Below are 23031 nucleotides of genomic sequence, written 5' to 3' on the forward strand. Positions count from 1 at the left end.
CCGTTCAGCCGTAGCTCCAGCCGTGCGATGGCGGCCCGGACGCCGTCCCCGTACTCGTCGTCCCCGAGCACTCCGGCGCTGTCCCGTGCCCGGTGGAGCTCGCGCCGGGCCGCGTCGGGCCGGCGCAGCTTCACATAGTCCGCGGCCAGGCTCAGATGGAGCGACGGGTAGAAGGCGCGCACCACCGGGGGCGCGTCACCCGCGGCGGCCGGAGGACCGCCGACGCTGTCGGCCGCATCGAGCGCGCGGACGTCCCAGGCCAGCTCGTCGGCCGGGTCGTCCTGGGTGTCGGCCATGTAGTGCGCCAGCGTGCAGCGGTGGTACGGATCGCCGCAGTCCCCGATCTCCTCCCACAGCTCCGCGAAACGGTTTCTCGCCTCTTCCCGGTCCCCCGCCCGGTGCAGCATGATCGCTTGGCCGATCCTGGTCATGACGGCGTCCTGCACCGCCTCCCCCTGCCGCTCCTCAGCCATCCGGCCTCCCGCGCTCTGGCGCCACCCGCCGGATGACGCCGGCCGCCACCGGCCGCCACCGGCCGTCGCGCTCAGACTCTCAGGGCCCGGGCCCGGCCGCCCGTGGAGAGATGCCAGTTCGGTGACCGCGCCCCCGGCCCGGGCGTCAGCCGAGAGCCGGGATCCGCCAGTCGACCGGCGCATGGCCCTGAGCCGCGATCGCCGCGTCGATCCGGGTGAAGGGACGGCTGCCGAAGAACTTCTTGGCGGACAGCGGCGAGGGGTGTGCGCCCTGGACGACGGTGTGCCGCTCGGTGTCGATCAGCGGGAGCTTCTTCTTGGCGTAGTTGCCCCACAGGACGAAGACCGCCGGATCCGGCCGGGCCGCGACGGCGCGGATCACCGCGTCGGTGAACTTCTCCCAGCCCTTGCCCTTGTGGGAGTTGGCCTCCCCGGCCCGGACCGTCAGCACGGCGTTGAGCAGCAGCACCCCCTGCTCGGCCCACGGCATCAGATACCCGTTGTCCGGCACCGGGTGCCCGAGCTCCTCCTGCATCTCCTTGTAGATGTTCCGGAGCGAGGGCGGAGTCTTCACCCCGGGCCGCACCGAGAAGCACAGACCGTGGCCCTGCCCTTCGCCGTGATAGGGGTCCTGCCCGAGGACCAGCACCTTCACCCGGTCGTACGGAGTCGCCTCCAGCGCCGCGAAGACCTCCGCGCGCGGCGGGTAGACCGGGCCGTTCGCCCGCTCCTTCTCGACGAACTCCCAGAGCTCCGTGAAGTAGGGCTTCGCCAACTCCTCGCCGAGGACACCGCGCCAGGACTCGGGCAGCATGTCGGTCACGTCAACAACCTCCGGGGTGCGATCCGTTCTTCTCCGCAGAACCTACCGGCGGCGACTGACAACGCCCCTCCCGGATGACCGGGAGGGGCGTTCTCGGCGGGTTCTGCCGTGCTCGGGCGTATCCTCAGCCGCCTCCGGCGTTGAGGAAGATACCGCCGTCGACGACGAGCGTCTGCCCGGTGATCCACGCGGAGCGGTCGGAGAGCAGGAACTCCGTGGCGCCGCCGATGTCCTCGGGAAGGCCGAGCCGGCCGAGCGGGTAGGAGGCCGCGACCTCCTCCTCACGGTTCTCGTAGAGCGCCTGGGCGAACTTGGTCTTGATCACCGCCGGGGCGATGGCGTTGACCCGTACGCCCGGCGCCAGCTCGTGCGCGAGCTGCACCGTGAGGTTGATCATGGCGGCCTTGCTGACACCGTACGCCCCGATGAAGGGCGAGGGCGAGAGACCGGCGACCGACGCGATGTTGACGATCGCGCCGCCGTTCTCCTTCTGCCACGCCTTCCACGTCTGCTGGGCGAAGCCCAGGGCCGAGATCACATTGGTCTCGTACACCTTGCGTGCCACCCCGAGGTCGAGCTCGGTGAGCGGCCCGTAAACGGGGTTGGTGCCGGCGTTGTTGACCAGGTAGTCGACCCGGCCGAAGGCCTCGACCGTCTGCTCGACGGCGGCCGCCTGGTGAGCCTCGTCGTGAGCCTTGCCCGCGATGCCGATCACTCGGTCCGCGCCGAGCTGTTCGACGGCCTCCTTGAGGGCCTCCTCGTTGCGGCCGGTGATGGCCACCCGGTCACCGCGGGCGACCAGCGCCTCCGCGATGCCGTACCCGATGCCGCGGCTCGCTCCGGTGACGAGCGCGACCTTTCCGCTGTCCTGCGCCTGTGCAGTCATCTGGTCCTTCTTCTGGGTCGGGCGGTGGGGCGTCAGTCGAGCGGGCCGCCGGCGACGTACAGGACCTGGCCGGAGACGAACCCGGCCTGGTCGCCCGTGAAGAAGGCGATGGCGTTGGCGACATCGTCCGGCACACCCGCGCGCTGCACCGGGATCTGGCCGGCCATGGCGGTCTGGAACTCGTCGAAGTCCGCCCCGATGCGGGCCGCGGTGGCGGCGGTCATGTCGGTCACGATGAACCCGGGGGCCACGGCGTTGGCGGTGACTCCGAACTTGCCCAGCTCGATGGCGAGGGTCTTGGTGAAGCCCTGCAGACCGGCCTTGGCCGCGGAGTAGTTGACCTGCCCGCGGTTGCCGAGCGCCGAGCTGCTGGAGAGGTTCACGACCCGGCCGAACTTCGCCTCGACCATGTACTTCTGGCAGGCGCGGGTCACCAGGAACGCGCCACGCAGATGCACGTTCATGACGGTGTCCCAGTCGGCGTCGCTCATCTTGAACAGCAGGTTGTCCCGGAGGACACCCGCGTTGTTGACGACGATGGTGGGAGCGCCGAGCTCCTCGGCGACCCGCGCGATCGCGGCCTCGACCTGGGCGGAGTCGGAGACGTCGCAGCCGACGGCGAGGGCCTTGCCACCCGCCGTCGTGATCTTCTCCACAGTGTCCTTGCAGGCGGCCTCGTCGAGGTCCAGGACAGCGACGGCGCGGCCTTCCTCGGCCAGGCGTACAGCCGTGGCGGCGCCGATGCCTCGGGCACCGCCCGTGACAACGGCGACACGCTGCTCGGTGGTGGACATGTGGGTTCTCCTCGCGTTCGGGATGCGGGTCCGTCCGGGTGCGGCTAAATTGAGCAACCGCTTAGTAGGTCGGTCGACGAAACGCTAGAAGCCGGAGAACCCCGTGTCAACGGTCCGTGACCGGGGGCGCCGCATGTCACAGGGCCGAAACAGCTGTTCAGCGTACGAGCACATCGAGCAGCCGCTCGGCCTCCGCCTCCGGGTCGGCGGTCAGACCCGTGTGCACCGGCCCCGGCTGGACGACGGTACTGCGCGGTGCGATCAACCAGCGGAAGCGCCGCCCCGCGTCGTCCGCGGAGGCCGGGCCCGCCTGCTCCCCGCCCCGGCAGACGCCCTCGACGGCGCGCAGGGCCGCGCGTACGCCGTCCACGTCCGCCGTCGGATCGAGGGCGCGCAGCCGCGCCTCGTCGAGATGCGTACGGGCGATCACCAGGGACCGGGCGCGGCAGTAGACCACCACGCCCGCGTTGATCAGCTCACCGCGCTCGACCCGTGGGACCACGCGCAGCAGGGCGTACTCGAAGACATCGCGCCCGTGGTGGAGCCCGGTCACGTCGCGGCCTTTCCGTCGACACGGACGCGCAGCCAGTCCGGAGCCTGCGAGGGCTTGTCGTCCCGGCGGGGGCCCAGGGTGATACGCGTGTGGATCGTGGCGGCCCGCTCCGCCAACGTCTCGACGTAGGCCCGGCGCAGGGCGTCCGGGGTGTCGAAGCCGGGCTCGTCGGCGAGCCACTCGTCGGGGACATCGGCCGCCGCCTCGGCGAGCAGCTCCTCGGTGACGCGCGGCGCGAGATCCGCGGTGGCCGCGGCCAGGTCCGGGCCGAAGGAGGCGAGAACGTGGTCGGAGGCGTCGTACGGCTTGCCGGCCGCGGCCGGTGCGGTCGGCCAGTTGTGGTGCCAGATCATGGTGGCGCCGTGGTCGATGAGCCACAGCCGTCCGTGCCAGACCAGCAGATTCGGATTGCGCCAGGAGCGGTCGACGTTGTTGATCAGTGCGTCGAACCAGACCACCCGCCCGGCCTCCTCCGGGCCCACCTCGAAGGCGAGGGGGTCGAAGCCGAGCGACCCGGGGAGGTAGTCCATCCCGAGGTTGAGGCCGCTGCTGGCCTTGAGCAGCTCCTGCACCTCCTGATCCGGTTCGCCCAGCCCGATCACCGGGTCGAGCTGCATCCGCACCAGCTCGGGCACCCGCAGTCCGAGCCGGTGGCCCAGCCGTCCGCAGATCACCTCGGCGACGAGCGTCTTGCGGCCCTGTCCGGCGCCGGTGAACTTCATGACATAAGTACCCAGGTCGTCGCCTTCAACGATCCCAGGAAGTGATCCACCCTCCCTGAGGGGTGTCACATATCGAGTCGCAATGACTTCTGTAAGCATTTGCCCAGGCTATCCGCCCCTCTGACCTGAGCAATCACGCCGGACCGACAAGCCCCTCCGACCCGCCGATCCGCCCTGAAACCCCCTTGGGGAGGCTCTGGGGCTCTGGGGAGTAGCTGGGGAGTTTCGGCCGCTGACGACGACGCCACTCTCCCCATCACCGAACAGAGCGTCGATGGCACCCCGCCCCCTATTTCCGGCCTCCGGCATGAAGTGCGCATAGTGGGCCCACGTAATGGTCGGCGACGAGTGCCCCAGCCACCGCGCGAGCGTAACCACCGACTCCCCCGCCTCCAGCATCACCGAGGAGTACGTGTGCCGCAGCACATGGAAGCCGTCCTTGGGCGCCGCCGCCCACTGCCAGGGCTTCGCCCCTTCGGCCTGCGGCGGGATGACGCCGGCCTTCGCGAGGGCGGGCTTCCACACGTAGGAGTTCCACGTGTTCACCGCGACAGCATTGCCGTAGCGAGAGGTCAGCAGAAGCGGAAACTTCTTGCGCTCCATGTCCTCGCCCGGCCCTCCCCACGGGAGCTCCACCTCGACCGGCGGGAAGCGCGCGATGTGCTGCCTCAGCTCTGCAGCCACCGAGGCGGGCATGTCCACACTGCGGGTCTTCCCACCCTTCGGAAGGGCGTAGTACAGCTTCCCGCCCAGAGGTCCCGGACGCGGAGTGCGGTCTCCAGCGACCATGCCTCGCGACGCTCCTTCGACGCCTTCGGCCATCGCACCGACTTCGACCGCATCGAATTCCTGACGATCCGCCGGTCGTCCACGGCGGTCTCCAGAATCGCGGACAGCTCGCCCAGAATCGCTCGCCGATAGTCGACCGACAAGACTGTCGCGCCAAACTCCGTTACGAACGCGCGCAGTTCGGCTGCCGTCACCTGCCTGGGAGGCAGATGCCCCAGGTGCGGAACGATATGGAGCCGAACCCGCCGCTCCTGACCCTGCCGAGTCTTCGGAGCCGCTCCCGCAGCCAGCGCCCAGTACTTGGCGATGTAGTCGGCGAGCGCAATGGACCCATCGCGCGGATCCACGAACTCGCCCCGCTCCTCATCCGTGGAAGACCGACGAAGCCACGCCTTGGCATCCTCCAAGGTCTCGAACGACCGATCGCGGACACCAGGGATGCCGGCGACCCCTTACGCCGCCGAGCACCTGATCCGCGACGCGCTCTACCTTTATCCCGAGCACGTGCTGATCGCCACGAAGGTCGGCATGGCCCGGCCGTCCCCCAACGTCTGGGGCCCTCATGGCCACCCCGCGTATCTACGAGCCAGCGTCGAAGCAGGCCTGCGCCGCCTCGGCGCGGAGCGGTTGGAGCTGTGCTACCTCCATCGCATCGACCCCGAGGTCCCGGCCGCCGACCAGCTCGGCACGCTTCGACCTCTGCAGGACGAGGGCAAGATCGGACACATCGGACTGTCCAAGGTCGCCTGCGAGGACATCCGGCTGGCGGGCAAGGAAGTCACCATCGCCGCCGTTCAGAACGTCCTCAACATGACCGACAGCTTCGACCCGGCACTGGAACTCTGCCGGGAACGGGGCATCCCCTACGTGCCCTACCGGCCGCTCGACGCCGGATACCTGGCCCGCGCAGCGGGAGTCCAGGCGCCGCTGCGCTGGCTGCTCGATCGGAGTGATCGCGTCGCCCCCATCCCGAGTACGAGCCGTCCGCAACACCTCGAACAGATCGTCGCGGCTGTGGCAGGCGAAGCCTGATGCCCACAACCACGGCACCAGCTCCCACCGCTCCGGTGCCAGCCCGGAAGGCAGCCCGCTACGAGGGCTGGCGGCCGCCGATCACCGGGGTGTCCTCGTCCCGGTGGGTGCGGTTCCGAGCTCGCGATGGAGATGCCGAGCCAGGGCACCGCCGGCTCACGCCTCGTTCCGGTTTCCGGGGTGTGGCCTGGCCGTGGCGATCGGCTCGCCGGCGGGAGGAGGGAGATTCGAGTGATCCTCCAGCCCCGTGGGCGAGGCTCGGTGCCACGGTACATAACCGCAGCTCAGGCACGTGCGGTCACCTCATTCCGGCGACCGTGTCGGGAGCGACGTGCCACGCCGGGTTCCTCGCCGGCCCGCTGACCAGGAGGACAGTTATGGGGGAAAGTCGATGAGACGGGTCGTCATTACCGGTATCGGAGTCGTTGCTCCAGGCGGTGTGGGCACCAAGGCGTTCTGGGAGCTGCTCACGGCGGGCCGGACGGCCACCCGCGACATCACCCTGTTCGATGCCTCCCCGTTCCGTTCCCGCATCGCCGCTGAGGTCGACTTCGACCCGGCCGCACACGGATTCACCGCTGAGGAGGCCGAGCGCCTCGACCGTGCTGCGCAGTTCGCCGTCGTCAGTGCCCGCGAGGCAGTCGCGGACAGCGGCGTCGCAGACGGGCTCGATCCGCTGCGTACCGGGGTCAGCCTCGGCAGCGCGGTCGGCTGCACCACCGGCCTGGACACCGAGTACGCGACCGTCAGTGACCACGGCCGCAAGTGGAACGTCGACCACACGCGGGCCGTCGCGCACCTCTTCGACTACTTCGTCCCCAGCTCACTGGCGGCCGAAGTGGCCAGGAGCACCGGTGCCCAGGGCCCGGTCTCGCTGGTTTCCAATGGCTGCACCTCCGGCCTGGACTCGATAGGCCACGCCGTCGACCTGATCCGCGAGGGCAACGCCGACGTCATGGTGGCCGGTGCCACCGATGCGCCGATTTCCCCGATCACGGTCGCGTGTTTCGACGCCATCAAGGCGACCAGCTCACGCAACGACGACCCGGCGACCGCCTCCCGCCCCTTCGACCGGACCCGTAACGGGTTCGTTCTGGGCGAGGGGTCTGCCGTCCTGATCCTGGAGGAGTTCGAGCGGGCCCGCCGTCGCGACGCACCGATGTACGCCGAGATCTCCGGCTTCGCCAGTCGGAGCAACGCCTACCACATGACCGGTCTGCGTGCCGGTGGCGACGAAATGGCCGAGGCGATCCGGGTCTGCCTCGACGAGGCGCGGCTCGCCCCCACTGCCGTCGACTACATCAACGCGCACGGCTCCGGCACGAAGCAGAACGACCGGCATGAGACAGCCGCCTTCAAGCGCAGTCTCGGCAGCCACGCCCACGAGGTGCCGGTGAGTTCCATCAAGTCGATGATCGGCCATTCGCTCGGCGCGATCGGCTCGTTGGAGGTGGCTGCCAGTGCGCTGGCCATCACCCACAACACCGTGCCGCCGACGGCCAACCTGCACGAACCCGACCCCGATTGCGACCTGGACTACACCCCGCTCACCGCACGCGAGCAGGACACCGGCACGGTGCTCAGCGTCGGCAGTGGTTTCGGCGGCTTCCAGAGCGCCATGATCCTCACCCGCCCGCGACTTGTGGAGGCAGTATGACCACCGTCATGTCGACAGGACGGGTACCGGGCGGAGCCCGTGCCGCCACGGCAGTCGTCACCGGGATCGGTGTCGCCGCTCCGAACGGCCTCGGTACCGCGGCGTGGTGGGCCACCGTACTTCGCGGCGAGAGCGGCATCCGCCCCCTCACCCGCTTCGAAGCTGCCGGCTACCCGGTCCGGCTCGCGGGCGAGGTGCCGGGGTTCGTCGCCGAGGACCACGTCCCCAGCCGGCTGCTGCCGCAGACGGACCAGGTGACCCGGTTGTCGCTGGCCGTGGCCAAGGAAGCCCTCGACGACGCCGGCGCCGATCCGGCGGATTTCCCCGCCTACGGCGCGGGGGTGGTCACCGCCAGCTCTGCGGGCGGCTTCGAGTTCGGGCAGCGCGAGCTGCAGGCGCTGTGGAGCAAGGGCGGCCAGCACGTCAGCGCGTACCAATCGTTCGCCTGGTTCTACGCCGTCAACACCGGTCAGATCTCCATCCGGCACGGCATGCGCGGCTCCAGCGGTGCCGTCGTCACCGAGCAGGCGGGCGGCCTCGATGCAGTCGCCCAGGCCCGGCGGCAGATCCGCAAGGGCGCCGGTCTCGTGATCAGCGGAGGCGTCGACTCGGCGTTGTGCCCCTGGGGTTGGACGGCGCATCTGGCGGGCGGGGGGCTGAGCACCGCCGACGACCCGGCGCGCGCCTATCTCCCCTTCGACCACGAGGCGTCCGGCCATGTGATCGGTGAGGGCGGCGCGCTGCTGGTCCTGGAGGACGCGGCCGCGGCCCGGGAGCGCGGTGCCCGCGTGTACGGCTCGTTCGCCGGTTATGCGGCCACCTTCGACGGACCCGGCACGCCGCGTCTCGGTGACGCGGCCGGGCTCGCCCTGGCCGATGCCGGTATGACGCCCGACGAGGTCGACGTGGTGTTCGCGGACGCCGCGGCCGATCGCGCCGCTGACCGCGCCGAGGCCGAGGTGATCACCCGCCTGTTCGGTGCCCACGGAGTGCCGGTCACCGCGCCCAAGTCCATGACGGGCCGCTTGCTGGCGGGTGGCGCCTCCCTCGACCTGGCGGCGGCGCTGCTGGCCCTGAGCGAGCAGGTCATCCCGCCGACCACCGGCACGGTGCGCCCCGCCGACGACTGCCCCATCGATCTGGTGACCGGCACCCCGCGCCGCGGCGTCCGGCTGCGCAACGCACTGGTCCTTGCGCGCGGCCGCGGTGGGTTCAACGCCGCAGCCGTGATCCGCGCCGCGGCCTGAGCCCCAGTGCACGTTCCCATGACACCCGTCCGACGATGCGCGTGCCCGGCACGCGGAGGAGACAGACCCATGAAGCACCTGGAACTGAGCGACCTGACCGCCCTGCTGCGCGAGTGTGCAGGCCAGGATGAGGACGTCGACCTGGAGGGCGATGTCCTGGACGCCCGCTTCTCCGATCTCGGCTACGACTCGCTGGCGATTCTCCAGACCACCGGGCGTATCGAGCGCGATTACGAGCTGAAGTTGGACGAGGTCATCGACGCGGCCGAGACGCCGCGGGAGTACCTCAGGCTGGTCAACCAGGCACTGTCGGCCCGGGAACGGGTCTGACCGACGTCCGTGCGCAACGGAGCGCTCACCTCATCCACCGAGAAAGGTGCATGATGACAGTACCAAGTCGTCGGTTCTCCGCAGCCGACGCGACAGCGGCCGGCGCCGCCGGGCACACCGCCAGTACCGAGGCTGCCGACATCACTCCGGGAGACCCCCGCTACGAGGACCTGGCGGTGCGCGGCAGTAATCAGCGATTCACCGCGCGACCTGCGGCCTTCCGGGTGGCCACCACCACCCAGCAGGTCGTCGCGGCCGTCGGTGAGGCTGCCCGGTCGGGCCGACGCATCGCGGTGCGCAGTGGTGGTCACTGTTACGAGGACTTCATGGGCGATCCGGCCGGGCGGCTCGTCATCGAGCTCGGGGAGATGAATGCCGTCTCCTACGACCCTCAGATGCGCGCCTTCATGATCGAGCCCGGTGCCCGGCTGATGGACGCCTACCGGAAGCTGTACTACGGCTGGGGTGTCACGCTGTCCGGTGGCGCCAACGCGGGTGTCGGGTTCGGCGGGCATGTGGCCGGTGGTGGGTACGGACCGCTGTCCCGCAGCTTCGGAATCGCGGCCGACCACCTCTACGCGGTCGAGGTGGTCATCGCCGAGGCGTCCGGTCAGGCCCGCGCCGTGGTGGCCACCCGCGAGCCGTCGGATCCACACCGTGAACTGTGGTGGGCCCACACGGGCGGCGGAGGCGGTAACTTCGGTGTGGTCACCCGCTACTGGTTCCGTTCGCCCGGCGCCACCGGTGACGACCCGGGGCAACTGCTGCCGCGCCCGCCGGCCACCGCTCTCTCCAACGCGGTGATCTTCCCCCGTGAGGGCATGGACCAGGCGGCCTTCCGCCGGCTCGTGCGCAACCACGGCCTGTGGCACGAGCGCAACAGTGCGGCGGACTCCCCGTTCAACGGGCTGTACGGCGGCCTTGTGCTGCTGGGCCGGCTCAAGCAGAACGACCCCGGTCACAGTGCCATCAGCTTCGCACACCTCGACGGCAGCCACCCCGACGCCGAGCAGCTGCTCAAGCAGTACGTGGCGGCCGTGACCAACGGCGTCCCCGTCACCCCGTACATCACCGGCATCACGAGCAATCCGTGGATGACCGCAACGCACACGCTCGCCGAGGCGCACGACCCCGAGCAGGGCCGCCAGAAGATCAAGTCGGCCTACCTGCGCCGCTCCTGGACCGAATCCCAGATCGACGCGCTGTACCCGCACCTCAACAACGTCGAGCACAGCGGCGATTCGGTGTCCGTGTCGCTCCAGTCCCATGGCGGGCGGATCAACTCCGTCCCGGCGTCGGACACCGCCACCTCGCATCGTGACGCGATCCTCAACGCCGTCTTCATCAACGCCTGGCAGGACCCGCAGGCCGACGACGAGAACATCGACTGGCTGCGCCGCGCGTACCGGGACGTGTTCGCTTCCACCGGAGGTGTCCCGGTGCCGGGAGACAGCAGCGACGGCTGCTACATCAACTACCCGGACACCGACATGGCCGACCCCGCGTGGAACACCTCGGGCGTGCCCTGGCACCACCTCTACTACAAGGACAACTATCCGCGGCTCCAGCGGGTCAAGGCTGCCTGGGACCCACGGAACATGTTCGGGCACCGCCCGCTGGGCGTACTGCCCGCCTGACCGTGCGCACAGCGAAGGAGGGACGGCGATCGAGCGCCGTCCCTCCTTGCTGCGCGGCCTGCGGTACACCGGCTCTCAGGGCGAGACGCGCTCCAGGAGCGGCGTGTAGAGGCCCGGCTCACTGCTGCTCAGTGCGCGCAGAGCGGTACGGTGCGCCGCGAACTCCGGCTGTTCCAGCGCTCGTCGGAAGGACTGCTCGTCTTCCCAATCGGCCACATTGACGTAGCGCCCCGACTCCTCCACATGGTGCAGCAGACGATGCCGGAGGAAACCCGGCTGGGCGGCGAAGAACGCCGACGTCCTGTCGAAGGCCTGCTCGAACTCGGCGGGCGACCCCGTGACATCGAACCGGTTGATGAACGTGATCACAGTGAGCTCCTTCGGGATACCTGCTCAGCGAATGTCCGCGCCTTCCCGGCAGACCCTCGGGGACACCGGAAAGCCCGGTAACCGTCGCAGGCGTCCCTCGAAAAGCCGTGGAAGGCAGATGGAACGCCGTCGGCGGCGGCGCTCGACCAAGGCTCCAGCAGGGCTCCAGCGGCATGCCCGAGGATCGGCCGAATGCCGTGTCGCGCGCTGTCCGCCGACCCGGCCACCGCCCCGGACCGTGAATCGTCCGGGCACTCTCCTGACACATGCACTCATCAGAGGAAGTTGACATGGCATCGACCGGAGCGGCAGTCCATGCGGAGGGAATGCGCAAGCGTTATGGCGACCGTTACGCGCTCGACGGGTTCGACCTCACCGTGGAACGGGGCACGGTCCACGGGCTGCTCGGTCCGAACGGCGCGGGCAAGACCACTGCGGTGGGAATCCTGTCCACGCTGGCCAAGGCGGACGAGGGACGCGCAGAGGTCGCAGGGTTCGATGTCGTCCGGCAAGCGGCCGAAGTCCGCGCCCACATCGGTCTCGTGGGCCAGTACGCAGCCGTCGACGAGGTGCTGAGCGGCCGGCAGAACCTGACGATGTTCGGCCGGCTCCACCACCTCCCGGCACGCAGCGCGCGCCGCCGCGCCGACGAGCTGCTGGAGCAGTTCCGGCTCGCTGACACCGGCAGCAAACCGCTCAAGGATTACTCGGGAGGTATGCGCCGCCGCCTCGATCTCGCCGCGAGCATGGTGCTGGCCCCGCCGGTCCTCTTCCTGGACGAGCCGACCACCGGCCTGGACCCACGCAGCCGCAACGAGGTCTGGGAAGCGGTGCGCGCCCTCGTCGAGGGCGGTACGACGGTGCTGCTCACCACCCAGTACCTGGAGGAGGCCGACCAGTTGGCCCACAACATCTCGGTGATCGACACCGGCAAGGTGATCGCCGATGGCACCCCCGACCAGCTCAAGAGCCAGGTCGGGGGCGACCGCGTCGACATCGTGGTGCGCCGTACCGACGAGCTGGCAACGGCCGCGTCCGTCGTCGCCCACGCCGGTGAAGGTGAACCGGAGACCGATCCCGACACCCGCCGGATCAGTCTGCGGGTGACGGAGCGTGGGAGTGCGCTCACCGAAGTCGTGCGCTCCCTCGACCACGCGGGGATCAGCGCCGAGGACATCGCGCTGCGTCGCCCCACCCTGGACGAGGTGTTCCTGCACCTCACCGGCCACGGTGTCGACCAGGACAACACAACGGCCGAGGCGGTGTCCCGATGAGCGTTTCCGTACCCCCGATTCCCCGCACCCCGCTCGCCCGGCTGCGGTGGGCCACCGCGGACGGATGGACCATCACGCTGCGCGGGCTCACTCACTGGTCACGCGAACCGGGCACGCTCATCGGCACCTTGGTGTTCCCGGTCGTCATCGTGTTGATGTTCGGCTTCTTCTTCGGCGGTGCGATGCAGGTGCCCGGCGGCGGAAGCTACCGGGAGTTCCTGCTCCCCGGCATGTTCGTCATGACGATGGTGTTCGGATTGGGCGAGACGGCAGCCGCCGTCGCTGCCGACAAGAACCGCGGGATCACCTCCCGGTTCCGCACCCTGCCCATGGCGCCCTCCGCGGTGGTCCTCGGGCGCGCGGTCATCGACATGGTGAGCTCACTGCTTGCCCTGGCCGTGCTCTTCGATGTGGGACTGCTGATCGGCTGGGACGTGCACCGCGGCGCGGGCAAGGCCCTGCTGGCCGTGGGCCTGTTGCTGCTGTTGCGCTTCGCGCTGGTGTGGGCCGGCATCTATCTCGGGCTGCTGATGAAAGGCCCCGAAGGCATCACGATGGTGCAGACCGTGGAATTTCCCGTCGGCTTCCTCACCAGCGCCTTCGTGGCACCGGCCACCATGCCGGCCTGGCTCGGAACGATCGCCGAGTGGAACCCGTTGTCCTCCACGGTGCTCGCCACCCGCCAGCTGTTCGGCAACCCCGGCTGGGGCGGCGACTCCTGGATCGCCCAGCACGCATTGCTGATGGCAGTGGTCTGGCCGGTCCTGCTCTGCGCGATCTTCTGGCCGCTGTCCGTACAGCGCTTCCGTAACCTGACGAACTGATCGCGTCGGGCGAGCGGAAGGCAGTAACCGGGCGAGAAGAGAACGCAGTACGGAAGAGCGGACGAGCGGAAGAGGGAGAATCCAGAACCCATGGTGTGGGTTGCGCGAGAGCATGCCAGCCAGCTGGCGCGGTGTGCGGTCGCCTTCGAGCCGGGCGATCCGGCCCGTACGGGACGGTTGGTCTTCTGGGACCCCGAGGGCCCGGGCCTGCCCGACCTGCCTTACGGTACGGCCGGTGAGGCCGGCCTCGTCACCGCCGACGGCCTCCGTACCGTACCCGTGTTGTGGGCCTCCGTTGCCGACGCACTGCCCGTACTGGCCCTGGCCCGCCGGGTGCACGGGGGCGGGGCCACCGCTCCCCCCGTCCACCCGGCGGCCGCGTTCTGGGGCGCCGCCACCGCGTTGTCGCTTCACCTGACCGCCCGGGGGCGGCTGTTGCCCGGTGTGTCGGCAGGTGGATACGACACCTGGCGCGCCGGCCCGCTCGATCCCGAGGATGTCGTGCGGCTGCGCGACCTGGCCGCCGCGGCGCCGCCCGAGGCGCTCGCCGTGCCGGTGACCGGCAGCACGCTGCTCCCCGAGCCGGAGGGGGTGCTGCGCGCCTTCCTCGACGCTGTCGCCGATACGCTGCCACGCACCGCGGCCGCCGCGACGGCCACCGGGCGCGCCGCGTTCGCTGCCGCGGAGCCCCAGCACGTACCGCAGCTGCGGGCCTGGGCGGACGAGATCTCGGTGGGCATCGACTCGGGCGTACGGGTATCGCTGCCGGTGCGCCTGGTCCATGGCAGTGACGGCAGGCCCGTGGGGCAGGTGGTGCCCCGTGTCTCCAGTCTCGCCGATCCGACCCTGGCCCTGGACGCCGGGGAACTTTTCGACGGCGCCCCGCACGCGTTGGGGCCGCATGCCCAGGCCGAGACGATCCTCACTGTACGGCGCGCTGCCGGCGTGTGGCAGCCGCTGGAGCGGCTGCTGCCCGTACCGCGCGCTCTCCGGCTCACGGACGGGGAGATCAGCGAGCTGCTCGGTGGTGCCACGTCCCGGCTGCGGGCACACGGCATCGACGTGCACTGGCCCGATGCGTCGGAACGCTCGCTGACGGCGCGGGCCGTCGTGGGCGCGGACCGCGTTGCGCCCACCGACATGCGCTCCTTCATCGGCGGTGACGGCACCGTGGACCTGCGCTGGCAGCTCCACCTCGACGGCGACCGGCTGACCGAGGAGGAGATGGCGGCCGTCACCGAGGCGGATCGCCCGGTGGTACGGCTCCGGGACCGCTGGGTGCTCGTCACTCCCGTACTCGCCCGCCGGGCCCGGGAACGCGCGCTCAAACCGCTCACGGCGATCGAGGCGCTGTCCGCCGCCCTGACCGGGTGCACGGAGATCGATGGTGAGCAGGTGCCGGTCGACGCCAGCCCCTGGCTGCTCGCACTCCGCGCCCGGCTCGCCGACCCCGACGGCGGCGACGAGCTCGTCGAGCCGCCGGCGGGGCTTGCCGCGGACTTGCGTGCCTACCAACTCCGCGGCCTGCGCTGGCTTTCCCGCATGACCTCGCTGGGCCTCGGTGGTTGCCTCGCCGACGACATGGGGCTGGGCAAGACGATCCAGCTCATCGCGTTGCACCTGTTCCGTCAGGCGCATGCGGACACTCGTGGTCCCACCCTTGTGGTGTGCCCTGCGTCGCTGCTGGGGAACTGGGAGCGGGAGATCCGCCGTTTCGCCCCCGGCACGGACGTGCGCCGCTTCCACGGTGCCGGTCGCCTGCTCGACGGTGCGGACACCGGCTTCGTCCTCACCACCTACGGCACGATGCGCCTGGAGGCCGAGCGGCTCGGCGGGCATCCCTGGAGCATGGTGGTCGCCGACGAGGCGCAGCACGTCAAGAATCCCTCGGCCGCCACGGCCAGGGCGCTGCGACTGATCCCGGCCGATGCCAAGATCGCGCTCACCGGCACCCCCGTGGAGAACAGCCTGTCCGAACTGTGGGCCGTCCTGGACTGGACGACTCCCGGGCTACTCGGCAGCCGCGGTCACTTCCGCCGCCGGTGGATGGCGCCGATCGAAGCCGAACGCGCCGGGACGGCCGGCACCGAAGCGGAGACCGGTTCCACCGTCCAGCGCCTGGCCGAACTGGTGCGGCCCTTCGTGCTGCGCCGCCGCAAGTCCGACCCGGGAGTGGCCCCCGAACTGCCGCTCAAGACCGAGACGGACCGCCCGGTGCAGCTCACCGCGGAGCAGACGGCCCTGTACGAGCAGCACGTGCGCGACGTCATGGCCGAAATCAGGTCGACCGACGGTATCGCCCGCAGCGGGTTGGTCCTCAAGCTGCTGACCGGCCTGAAGCAGATCTGCAATCACCCGGCCCAGTTCCTCAAACAGGACGAGCCGAAGCTGTCCGGCCGCTCCGGCAAGCTTCAACTGCTCGACGAGCTGTTGGACACCATCGTGGCGGAGGACGGTGCGGCCCTCGTCTTCACCCAGTACGTCGCCATGGCGCGTCTGTTGGAGCGCCACCTTCGGGAGCGGGGCATCCCCGTGCTGCTGCTGCACGGGGGGACGCCGGTGCCCAAGCGCGAGGAAATGGTGGAGCGCTTTCAGAACGGCGAAGTACCGGTGTTCCTGCTGTCGTTGAAGGCAGCGGGCACCGGGCTCAACCTCACCCGGGCCGACCACGTCGTGCACTTCGACCGCTGGTGGAATCCGGCCGTCGAGGCGCAGGCGACCGACCGGGCGTACCGGATCGGACAGACCCGGCCGGTGCAGGTGCACCGGATGATCGCCGAAGGAACGGTCGAGGACCGTATCGCGGCGCTGCTGTCGGCCAAGCAGGAGCTCGCGGACGCCGTCTTCGGCACCGGTGAGCAGGCGCTGAGCAGCCTCGGGAATGACGAGCTGGCGAACCTGGTGGAGCTGAGGAGCGCGGAATGAGCGACGGAGCGGACAGCGGTGCACGGGGCTTTCCCGCCTTCGCGGCACGCAAGGGCGGACGCGTTCGCGGTCAGTCCTGGTGGGGCAGGGCGTGGGTGGAGGCGATGGAGGACGGCTGGCCCGAGGAGGAGCCGCTGAAGAAGGGGCGGGCGTTCGCACGCTCCGGCCGGATCGGCCCCCTCACGGTCAGCGCGGGCCGGGTCGCGGCGCAGGTGTACGACGGTGCGGACGACCCGTACACGGCGGTCCTGACGGTCCCGGCGCTGGGTGACGACCAGTGGGACGCACTCTGGGAGAAGACCGCGAGCCGGCCGGCGGGGACCGAGGCGCTCCTGGCGGGGGAACTCCCGCCGGACCTGTTGGAGGCCGCCGAGGACGCCCGGCTCGGGCTGCTGCCCGGCTACGGCGACCTGGAGCCGGACTGCGACTGTGCGGAACCGGACCACCCGTGCGCGCACGCCGTGGCGCTCGGCTACCAATTCTCCTGGCTCCTCGATGCGGACCCGCAGGTGCTGCTGCTGGTACGCGGCCGGGAGTGGGCCGTGGCACTGGACGAGCTGAAGTCCGCCGTCCTGCTGCGGGCCATGTCCGACGCCCGTGAGGGCGAGGAGTACGGGGAAGCCGGCGAGGAGCACGAAGCGGACGCCGGGAAGCCTGCGGACGGGCACGAGGCCACGGCGGCGCGGGGAACGCCGGCGGCTGAGGCGTACGCACGTCCCGCCGTGCCACTGCCGGCGCTTCCGCCGCTGCCCGAACCGCCGGAACAGGCCGCCGAGTCGGTCACCGGCATCGCGGCGGACCCGCTGGAGCGGCTGGTCACCGACGCGGCCGTGCGCGCCCGAGACCTGCTCGCGTACGTCCAGGGGGTCGGCGCCGAGCCGCCGCAGCCGCTCGACGGCTGGCAGGACACCGTACGCCTCGCCGCCACCCACCCCGACCCGCGGGTGCCCCAGCGACTGCGGGAGGCGTGTGACGAGCCCGAGAGGCTGGACCGGGCCGCGGCGGCATGGCGCAACGGGGGCGCGGCCGGGCTCGAGGTACTGGAACATCGGTGGGAGCCCCCGCAGCCCGACGTCGCGCGGGCCCGCACGATGCTCGCCGCGGGCTGGGCCGAGGACGAGGTGCCCGAGCTCGTCAACAGCGGTAACCACTGGACGCTGACAGGCCGGGGACTACAGCTGCGCTACGGGCGCGACGGCCGGTGGTACCCCTACCGGGAGACGTCGGGCGCCTGGACGTCGGCCGGCCGGCCGACCGAGGACCCGGCCCTGGCGCTCGCGGAACTCCTCGACGACTGACCGAGACTCCCGCTGCCTGAACGGCGGTCGGCCCCACCCCTTCACCGGGGAACGGGCCGGCCGCCGTTCCGCTGTGCCCGGCACTCCCCTGGCCCGTACCGGCCCCGCCGTACAGCAAAGCTCCAACGATCCTCCAGGTGCCGGAACCACCATCGGTGAAACAGCAGGTACGGGAGGCGAGGAGCGGAAGGAGCGCCCGTGAACAACGCCGGCAGCACCACCGTCACGGCACGGCAGCATGCACTTGTCGACGGCATCCTGGACCACGCCCGGCGCGCCCCGGAGGCGACTGCCCTGGCGTGGCGGGACGAGGAGATCAGCTACGGCGCGCTGTTGCAGCGCGTGGAGCTGGAGCGGACCCGGGTCGCCCGGACACCCCCCGGCGGGCCCGTGGGCGTCCCCGCGGTCACCTCGCCACGGACGATCGCACTGATCCTGGCCTGTTTTCTGGAGCGGCGGCCGCTGCTGCTGCCCTCGCCGACACTCGGCAGGGAAGTCCTGGACCGGCTGTACGAACAGGCTCGGGTACGGCACGTCCTCACCCCGTGGGAAGGACCCGCGGACGCGGCGCTCACCGAAGCCCCGGCCGGTGGCCCGCACGACGAACGGCACTCGGTACGTCCCGATGGGGCGATCCCCGGTGGAGCAGGGCGCGACGCGCCCGCGTTGCTGCTCACCACCTCCGGCTCCACCGGGACTCCCAAGATCGTGCCGCTGGGCACGGCCGCCCTGGACCGCTTCACGGTCTGGGCCGGCGAGGCGTTCGATATCGGACCCGGTACCACCGTGCTCAACTACGCGCCGCTCAACTTCGACCTGTGCCTGCTGGACGTCTGGACGACACTCGCGCACGGTGGCCGCGTCGTCCTCGTCGACCCGGACCGCGCTACTCAGGGCGGTTACCTCCTCGACCTCATCCGCCGGCAACGGCCTGAGGTGATCCAGGCGGTACCGATGTTCTACCGACTGCTGGCCGACGCCGCCGGTGACGAGGGCCGCACGCTTCCGTCCGTCCGGCACGCCATCTTCACCGGGGACAGCATGCCCGCCCCCCTGCTGGCCACACTGCCGGGGCTGCTGCCCGGCGCCCGGCTGTACAACGTCTACGGCTGCACCGAGACCAACGACAGCTTCCTGCACGAGGTGACCGGTGTTCCGGCCCCCGGCAGCACGCTGCCGCTCGGGCACCCGCTGCCCGGTGTGGAAGCCCTCCTCGTCACCGGCGACGGCGCCGTGCTGGACGGGCCCGGCAACGGTGAGCTGTACGTCTCCACCCCCTACCAGAGCGAAGGTTACCTCGGCCCCGCGGCTGCCTCCGGCGCATTCGTCCCGCACCCGGCCGGGGCCGACCGGCGGCGTTGGTTCCGCAGCGGAGATCTGGTGCGCCGCTCCGTTGACGGTGCGCTCACCCTCGTCGGACGCACCGATTTCCAGGTCAAGGTCCGCGGGGTGCGGGTCAACCCCCAGGAGGTCGAGCAGCGGCTGCTGGCACATCCGGACGTCGCGGAGGCAGCAGTCCTGGCGCTGCCCGACCCGGTGGCCGGCCGGCTGCTGCATGCCGTGGTGGTGCGCACCACCGGCTCCGACCTCCGCAGCCTGGCACTCCGCGGGCATCTGGCACCCCTGCTGGCCAGGGCCGCGCTGCCCTCGACGCTGTTGGTCACCGACGAGCCGCTGCCCCGGACCGCCACCGGAAAGACCGACCGCGAACGTGTCGTACGGGACCACTTCACGAAGGAGAGCTGACATGCACCAGATCCAGACCATCAAGGAGTTCGTGGTCGAGGAGTTCATGCCGGACGTGCCCGCGCGGGAGCTGGACGCCGAGCTCGACCTGCTGGAGCACGGAGTCATCGACAGTCTCGGCCTGCTCAAGGTGATCGCCTGGCTCGAGGACCGGTACGGCATCAACACCGACGACGTCGACCTCGCACCGGAGTCGTTCAAGTCGGTTGCGGCCATCGACGCGTTCCTCACGCACGCGTCTCGGCACCGGACGGAGACCTGACAGCCGTGCATGACGCCGTAGCCGCGCTCATCGAACAGGACCGGCCCGTGGACCTGCCGGTATGGCGGTCGTTCTGGGACCGGCTCCACGAGGGTGCACTGCGCCGGGGCGAGACGGTGGCCCTGCTCGCCTCGCTGTCCACCCGGATGCCCGACCACGCCACCCTGACCGGACTGCTGGATTCGCTGGCCGAGCGGCGCCCTGCGGTCCCGTCCGACTTCGACGCCACGGTCAACATCGTCGGGACCGGCGGTGGCCCGCGCACCTTCAACATCTCCACCGCGGCGGCGTTGGTCGCCGCCGCGATGGGTGTCCGGGTGGTCAAGACCGGCTCGCGCGCGTACACCGGCAGTCTCGGCTCCGTCGACCTGCTGGAGCGGCTCGGAATCCCGCTGACCTCTTCCTACGAGGACACCCACGCGTCCCTGGAACGCTTCGGCATCGCGCTGGCCGGATATTTCGTCTACCCGCCCGAACTCGCGCTTCTCACCCGCAGCGTACTGCCGCTCGATGTCAGGAAGCTCGGCCGCTGCATCAATACGCTCGGTCCCTTCCTGGCCGGCATTCCCGTCTCCGCGCAGGTCACCGGTGTCGCCGACCCGCGAGTGGAGGCCGGGCTGCGGCAGGCGGCCGAGCACACCGCCCGGACCACCGGCCGATCGGTGTGGCTGTGCACCAACGAAGCGGGGGTCGACGAACTCCTCGGCTTCGCACCGAACCGGGTGTGCACCTACGAGGGCGACGGAAGCGGCGAGTTCCGCCTCGATCCGGCCGCGCTCGGACTGCGCCCGGGCTCCCTCGAGGAGTTGCGCCCGCGCTGCGACGACCCCGCGGGGTACTTCTGCGAGGTGTTGTCGGGGCAGGGCGCCCCCGTGGCCGAGGAGGCCGTCTGCCTGAACGCCGCCGCACTTGCTGTGGCCGGCCGGCTCACCGGCGACTGGCGAGCCGCACTGGACGCCGCCCGTGAGGTGCTCCGCGACGGCAGGGCTCTCGGTCTCGTCGGCCGGCTGCGCTCGGGGGCGACCGGCCATGCCTGACTTCTTCGCATCCCGCCGGCCCGGCCGGCCTGGGCTCGCGGTGTTCCTCAACGCCGGCGACCCGCCACTGGCCGCACTGCCCGACCTCGTCGCCATGCTCGACGAGAACGACGTCGACTGCCTGGAACTCGCCGTGCCCTTCCCCGGCTCCGCCACCGACGGACCGGTCATCCGGGCGTCCGCCGACCGGGCGCTGGCCGACGGGGTGACGCTGCGTGCCGTCCTGGACGCCGTCGCGGCCGTACGCCCCGGGCTGCGCAACCTGCGTATCGCGCTGCTCGCCGACTGGAGCTGCACCGTCCGGACCCTCGCTCCCGACGACTTCGCCGCGGCCGTCCGCGATGCGGGCTGCGACGGTCTGCTCCTGCACGGCGTACCGCCCCGGTTGCGGCTGCCCCACTACGAGGCTGCCCACCGGGCGGGACTGCCGCTCGTCACGACCTGCTACGCCGTCTCCGGTCCCGATGCCATGGCCGAAGCGGCGCGGCACGCCTCCGCCTATCTCTACCTGGTCGCCCACTACGGCCGCAGCGGGACCACCGCGGCCCTGGACCGGGAGCGGCTCGCGGAGGCGATCAGCACCCTGCGCTCTGCCACGCCAGTGCCCGTCGCCGTCGGCTTCGGGGTCACCACGGGCGCCGACATCACGCTCCTGGAGGAGCTCGGTGCCGATGCCGCCGTGGTCGGCAGCGCCGGGGTGGCCCACCTCGCACACGCCCGTGCCGCGGGTCACGACCCCGTCGAGGAGTTCCGCTCCTTCCTGCGGGAATTGCGTGCCCCCGGCACGGCGCCGACCATTCTCCAGAAGAAGGGAATCCACCCATGATCGTCCGCAAGCTCGAAGAGGTCACCTGCGTCGACTGGGGAAACGGCCTCAGCCGCAGATTTCTCACCGCGGCCGACGGAGTCGGCTACACGGTCACCGACACCATCGTCCGCGCAGGCACCAAGTCCCGCTTGGAGTACCGCAATCACCTGGAGAGTTGCTACTGCATCGAGGGCAGCGGCGAGGTGATCGACGCAGCGGGCACTTCCCACCCGATCACCCCCGGCACGCTGTACTCGCTCGACCGGCACGACGCCCACTGGCTCGTCGCCGCCCCGCACGAGGACCTGCGCCTGGTGTGCATGTTCACCCCCGCTTTGCGCGGCGACGAGCGCCACGACCTCGACTCGCCCGACTACTCCCACTACTGATGATCGAGTGGTCCGCCGACCAGCAGGCGCTGCGCGACGGCCTGGCGCCCTGGCTGGAGAAGCTGAATGCCGATCACATCGAGCGGGACGCCGCTGCCCTCTTCTCACGCGAGGGCTGGCGGACCCTCGCCGGAACCGGAATCCTCGGCCTGCCCTTCGACGAGAAGTGGGGCGGTCTCGGACAGTCGCTGCTGACCACGATGTACGTCCTGGAGGCGCTCGGTGAGGGCTGTCGGGACGCCGGGCTGAGCTTCTCCGCCTGTACGCACCTCGTCAGCACCGGGGTACCGCTGCACCGCTTCGGCTCCGCTGCGCTCAAGGAACGCTACCTGCCGGGGATCTGCTCGGGAGAGCTGATCGGAGCGCATGCCATCAGCGAGCCGGGCAGCGGTTCCGACGCACTGGCGATGCGGACCCGGGCGGTGCGCGACGGCGACGACTACGTGCTGCGCGGCAGCAAGGCGTTCGTCAGCAACGGGCCGGTCGCCGACCTCTTCACGATCTACGCCCGTACCAGCGACCGCCCCGGCCCGCTCAGCATGACCGCGTTCCTGGTGGAGCGGGACACACCCGGGCTGGAGGCCGGCGCACCGCTCGCGAAGATGGGGCTGCGCACCTCACCGCTGAGCGAGCTCTACCTCGACGACTGCCGGGTCCCCGCCTCCCGGGTCGTGGGCCGGCCCGGCGGCGGCTTCCTGGTACTCGACCATGTGATGCGTTGGGAGATCCTCTGCTCCTTCGTCATCAACGCGGGGGAAATGCGCGACCGCGTCACCCGCTGCGTCGAGTACGCCCGGACCCGCTCCCAGTTCGGCCGGCCGATCGGCGGCTACCAGGCCGTCTCCCACAGGATCGTGGACATGGAGCTCGGGGTGGAAACGGCCCGGCACTGGCTGTACGGCACCGCCGAGCGGATGGCGGCCGGGCACAACGTCACCCGGGACATCGCCATGGCCAAGCTCGTCACCAGCGAGGCGAACGTCGCCTCCGCCCTCGCCGCCGTGCAGATCTTCGGCGGCAACGGCTACATGGCCGAATACGGTATCGAGAAGGAACTGCGCAACTCGGTCGCCTCGACGATCTACTCGGGCACTTCCGAGATCCAACGCAACCGCATCGCAGCCCTTCTCGGTCTCTGACCCCTGTCACCGACAAC

Annotated in this window: 23 protein-coding genes; 15 read left to right on the forward strand and 8 right to left on the reverse strand. The window is 70.6% G+C overall.

The features are described from left to right. From ACTWQE_RS14850 to ACTWQE_RS14880, 7 genes are all read right to left on the reverse strand, one after another. Positions 1-473 (reverse strand): hypothetical protein (locus ACTWQE_RS14850; RefSeq protein WP_443329397.1); only part of this gene is annotated, 473 nt, incomplete at its 3' end. A 145-nt stretch (positions 474-618) separates the two neighbouring features. Next, on the reverse strand, positions 619-1287 hold the full coding sequence (ung, locus tag ACTWQE_RS14855) for a uracil-DNA glycosylase (protein ID WP_443329460.1): 669 nt from the start codon (positions 1285-1287) through the stop codon (positions 619-621). Positions 1288-1420: 133 nt separating this feature from the next. Next, positions 1421-2182, reverse strand: a complete 762-nt coding sequence (locus ACTWQE_RS14860) for an SDR family oxidoreductase (protein WP_443329398.1) — start codon at positions 2180-2182, stop codon at positions 1421-1423. A 32-nt stretch (positions 2183-2214) separates the two neighbouring features. Next, positions 2215-2976 (reverse strand): 3-oxoacyl-ACP reductase FabG, encoded by a 762-nt coding sequence (gene fabG, locus ACTWQE_RS14865; RefSeq protein ID WP_443329399.1) that lies wholly within the window; start codon positions 2974-2976, stop codon positions 2215-2217. Positions 2977-3133: 157 nt separating this feature from the next. Further along, a complete protein-coding gene (locus tag ACTWQE_RS14870) occupies positions 3134-3529 on the reverse strand; it encodes a DUF3037 domain-containing protein (RefSeq protein ID WP_443329400.1) in 396 nt (131 codons plus the stop codon). Next, positions 3526-4350 (reverse strand): HipA family kinase, encoded by an 825-nt coding sequence (locus ACTWQE_RS14875; RefSeq protein WP_443329401.1) that lies wholly within the window; start codon positions 4348-4350, stop codon positions 3526-3528. The genes ACTWQE_RS14870 and ACTWQE_RS14875 overlap by 4 nt, the downstream gene beginning before the upstream one ends. A gap of 9 nt (positions 4351-4359) precedes the next feature. After that, positions 4360-5040 (reverse strand): tyrosine-type recombinase/integrase, encoded by a 681-nt coding sequence (locus ACTWQE_RS14880; RefSeq protein WP_443329402.1) that lies wholly within the window; start codon positions 5038-5040, stop codon positions 4360-4362. A 438-nt stretch (positions 5041-5478) separates the two neighbouring features. On the opposite strand from ACTWQE_RS14880, the gene ACTWQE_RS14885 reads away from it, so the two are divergent. The 5 genes from ACTWQE_RS14885 (at position 5479) to ACTWQE_RS14905 (ending at position 10943) form a co-directional block, all read left to right on the forward strand. Continuing rightward, positions 5479-6072, forward strand: a complete 594-nt coding sequence (locus ACTWQE_RS14885; RefSeq protein ID WP_443329403.1) for an aldo/keto reductase — start codon at positions 5479-5481, stop codon at positions 6070-6072. Between the two features lie 391 nt (positions 6073-6463). Further along, positions 6464-7729 carry a beta-ketoacyl-[acyl-carrier-protein] synthase family protein gene (locus ACTWQE_RS14890; RefSeq protein WP_443329404.1) on the forward strand — a complete coding sequence of 422 codons (1266 nt, stop codon included), beginning with the start codon at positions 6464-6466 and terminating at the stop codon, positions 7727-7729. After that, a complete protein-coding gene (locus tag ACTWQE_RS14895; RefSeq protein WP_443329405.1) occupies positions 7726-8976 on the forward strand; it encodes a ketosynthase chain-length factor in 1251 nt (416 codons plus the stop codon). Before ACTWQE_RS14890 ends, ACTWQE_RS14895 begins: the two co-directional genes overlap by 4 nt. Before the next feature lie 69 nt (positions 8977-9045). Beyond that, positions 9046-9306: an acyl carrier protein gene (locus tag ACTWQE_RS14900; RefSeq protein ID WP_443329406.1), complete on the forward strand. Its 261-nt coding sequence runs from the start codon at positions 9046-9048 to the stop codon at positions 9304-9306. 53 nt (positions 9307-9359) lie between these two features. After that, positions 9360-10943 carry an FAD-binding oxidoreductase gene (locus ACTWQE_RS14905; RefSeq protein ID WP_443329407.1) on the forward strand — a complete coding sequence of 528 codons (1584 nt, stop codon included), beginning with the start codon at positions 9360-9362 and terminating at the stop codon, positions 10941-10943. 75 nt (positions 10944-11018) lie between these two features. On the opposite strand, the gene ACTWQE_RS14910 is transcribed toward ACTWQE_RS14905, so the two are convergent. Continuing rightward, positions 11019-11312 carry an antibiotic biosynthesis monooxygenase family protein gene (locus ACTWQE_RS14910; protein WP_443329408.1) on the reverse strand — a complete coding sequence of 98 codons (294 nt, stop codon included), beginning with the start codon at positions 11310-11312 and terminating at the stop codon, positions 11019-11021. A 290-nt stretch (positions 11313-11602) separates the two neighbouring features. Between ACTWQE_RS14910 and ACTWQE_RS14915 the strand changes: the two genes are divergently transcribed. The 10 genes from ACTWQE_RS14915 (at position 11603) to ACTWQE_RS14960 (ending at position 23014) form a co-directional block, all read left to right on the forward strand. Further along, positions 11603-12586, forward strand: coding sequence for an ATP-binding cassette domain-containing protein (locus ACTWQE_RS14915; RefSeq protein ID WP_443329409.1), 984 nt, complete (start codon positions 11603-11605; stop codon positions 12584-12586). Next, complete coding sequence (locus tag ACTWQE_RS14920) at positions 12583-13410, forward strand: ABC transporter permease (RefSeq protein ID WP_443329410.1); 828 nt, start codon at positions 12583-12585, stop codon at positions 13408-13410. The genes ACTWQE_RS14915 and ACTWQE_RS14920 overlap by 4 nt, the downstream gene beginning before the upstream one ends. Before the next feature lie 90 nt (positions 13411-13500). Next, positions 13501-16335, forward strand: coding sequence for a DEAD/DEAH box helicase (locus tag ACTWQE_RS14925; protein ID WP_443329411.1), 2835 nt, complete (start codon positions 13501-13503; stop codon positions 16333-16335). Continuing rightward, entirely contained in the window at positions 16332-17633 is a 1302-nt protein-coding gene (locus tag ACTWQE_RS14930) for an SWIM zinc finger family protein (protein WP_443329412.1), read from the forward strand. The genes ACTWQE_RS14925 and ACTWQE_RS14930 overlap by 4 nt, the downstream gene beginning before the upstream one ends. A gap of 198 nt (positions 17634-17831) precedes the next feature. After that, entirely contained in the window at positions 17832-19379 is a 1548-nt protein-coding gene (locus ACTWQE_RS14935; RefSeq protein ID WP_443329413.1) for an AMP-binding protein, read from the forward strand. A gap of 1 nt (position 19380) precedes the next feature. Further along, on the forward strand, positions 19381-19641 hold the full coding sequence (locus ACTWQE_RS14940) for an acyl carrier protein (RefSeq protein ID WP_443329414.1): 261 nt from the start codon (positions 19381-19383) through the stop codon (positions 19639-19641). A 5-nt stretch (positions 19642-19646) separates the two neighbouring features. Then, positions 19647-20678 carry an anthranilate phosphoribosyltransferase gene (locus tag ACTWQE_RS14945; RefSeq protein ID WP_443329415.1) on the forward strand — a complete coding sequence of 344 codons (1032 nt, stop codon included), beginning with the start codon at positions 19647-19649 and terminating at the stop codon, positions 20676-20678. Further along, positions 20671-21504 carry a tryptophan synthase subunit alpha gene (gene trpA, locus ACTWQE_RS14950; protein WP_443329416.1) on the forward strand — a complete coding sequence of 278 codons (834 nt, stop codon included), beginning with the start codon at positions 20671-20673 and terminating at the stop codon, positions 21502-21504. Before ACTWQE_RS14945 ends, trpA begins: the two co-directional genes overlap by 8 nt. After that, complete coding sequence (locus ACTWQE_RS14955; RefSeq protein ID WP_443329417.1) at positions 21501-21875, forward strand: ectoine synthase; 375 nt, start codon at positions 21501-21503, stop codon at positions 21873-21875. Before trpA ends, ACTWQE_RS14955 begins: the two co-directional genes overlap by 4 nt. Then, positions 21875-23014 carry an acyl-CoA dehydrogenase family protein gene (locus ACTWQE_RS14960; RefSeq protein WP_443329418.1) on the forward strand — a complete coding sequence of 380 codons (1140 nt, stop codon included), beginning with the start codon at positions 21875-21877 and terminating at the stop codon, positions 23012-23014. Before ACTWQE_RS14955 ends, ACTWQE_RS14960 begins: the two co-directional genes overlap by 1 nt. Positions 23015-23031 lie beyond the last annotated feature (17 nt).

It is taken from the genome of Streptomyces sp. 8N706, from assembly GCF_052245415.1.
Taxonomy (GTDB): domain Bacteria; phylum Actinomycetota; class Actinomycetes; order Streptomycetales; family Streptomycetaceae; genus Streptomyces.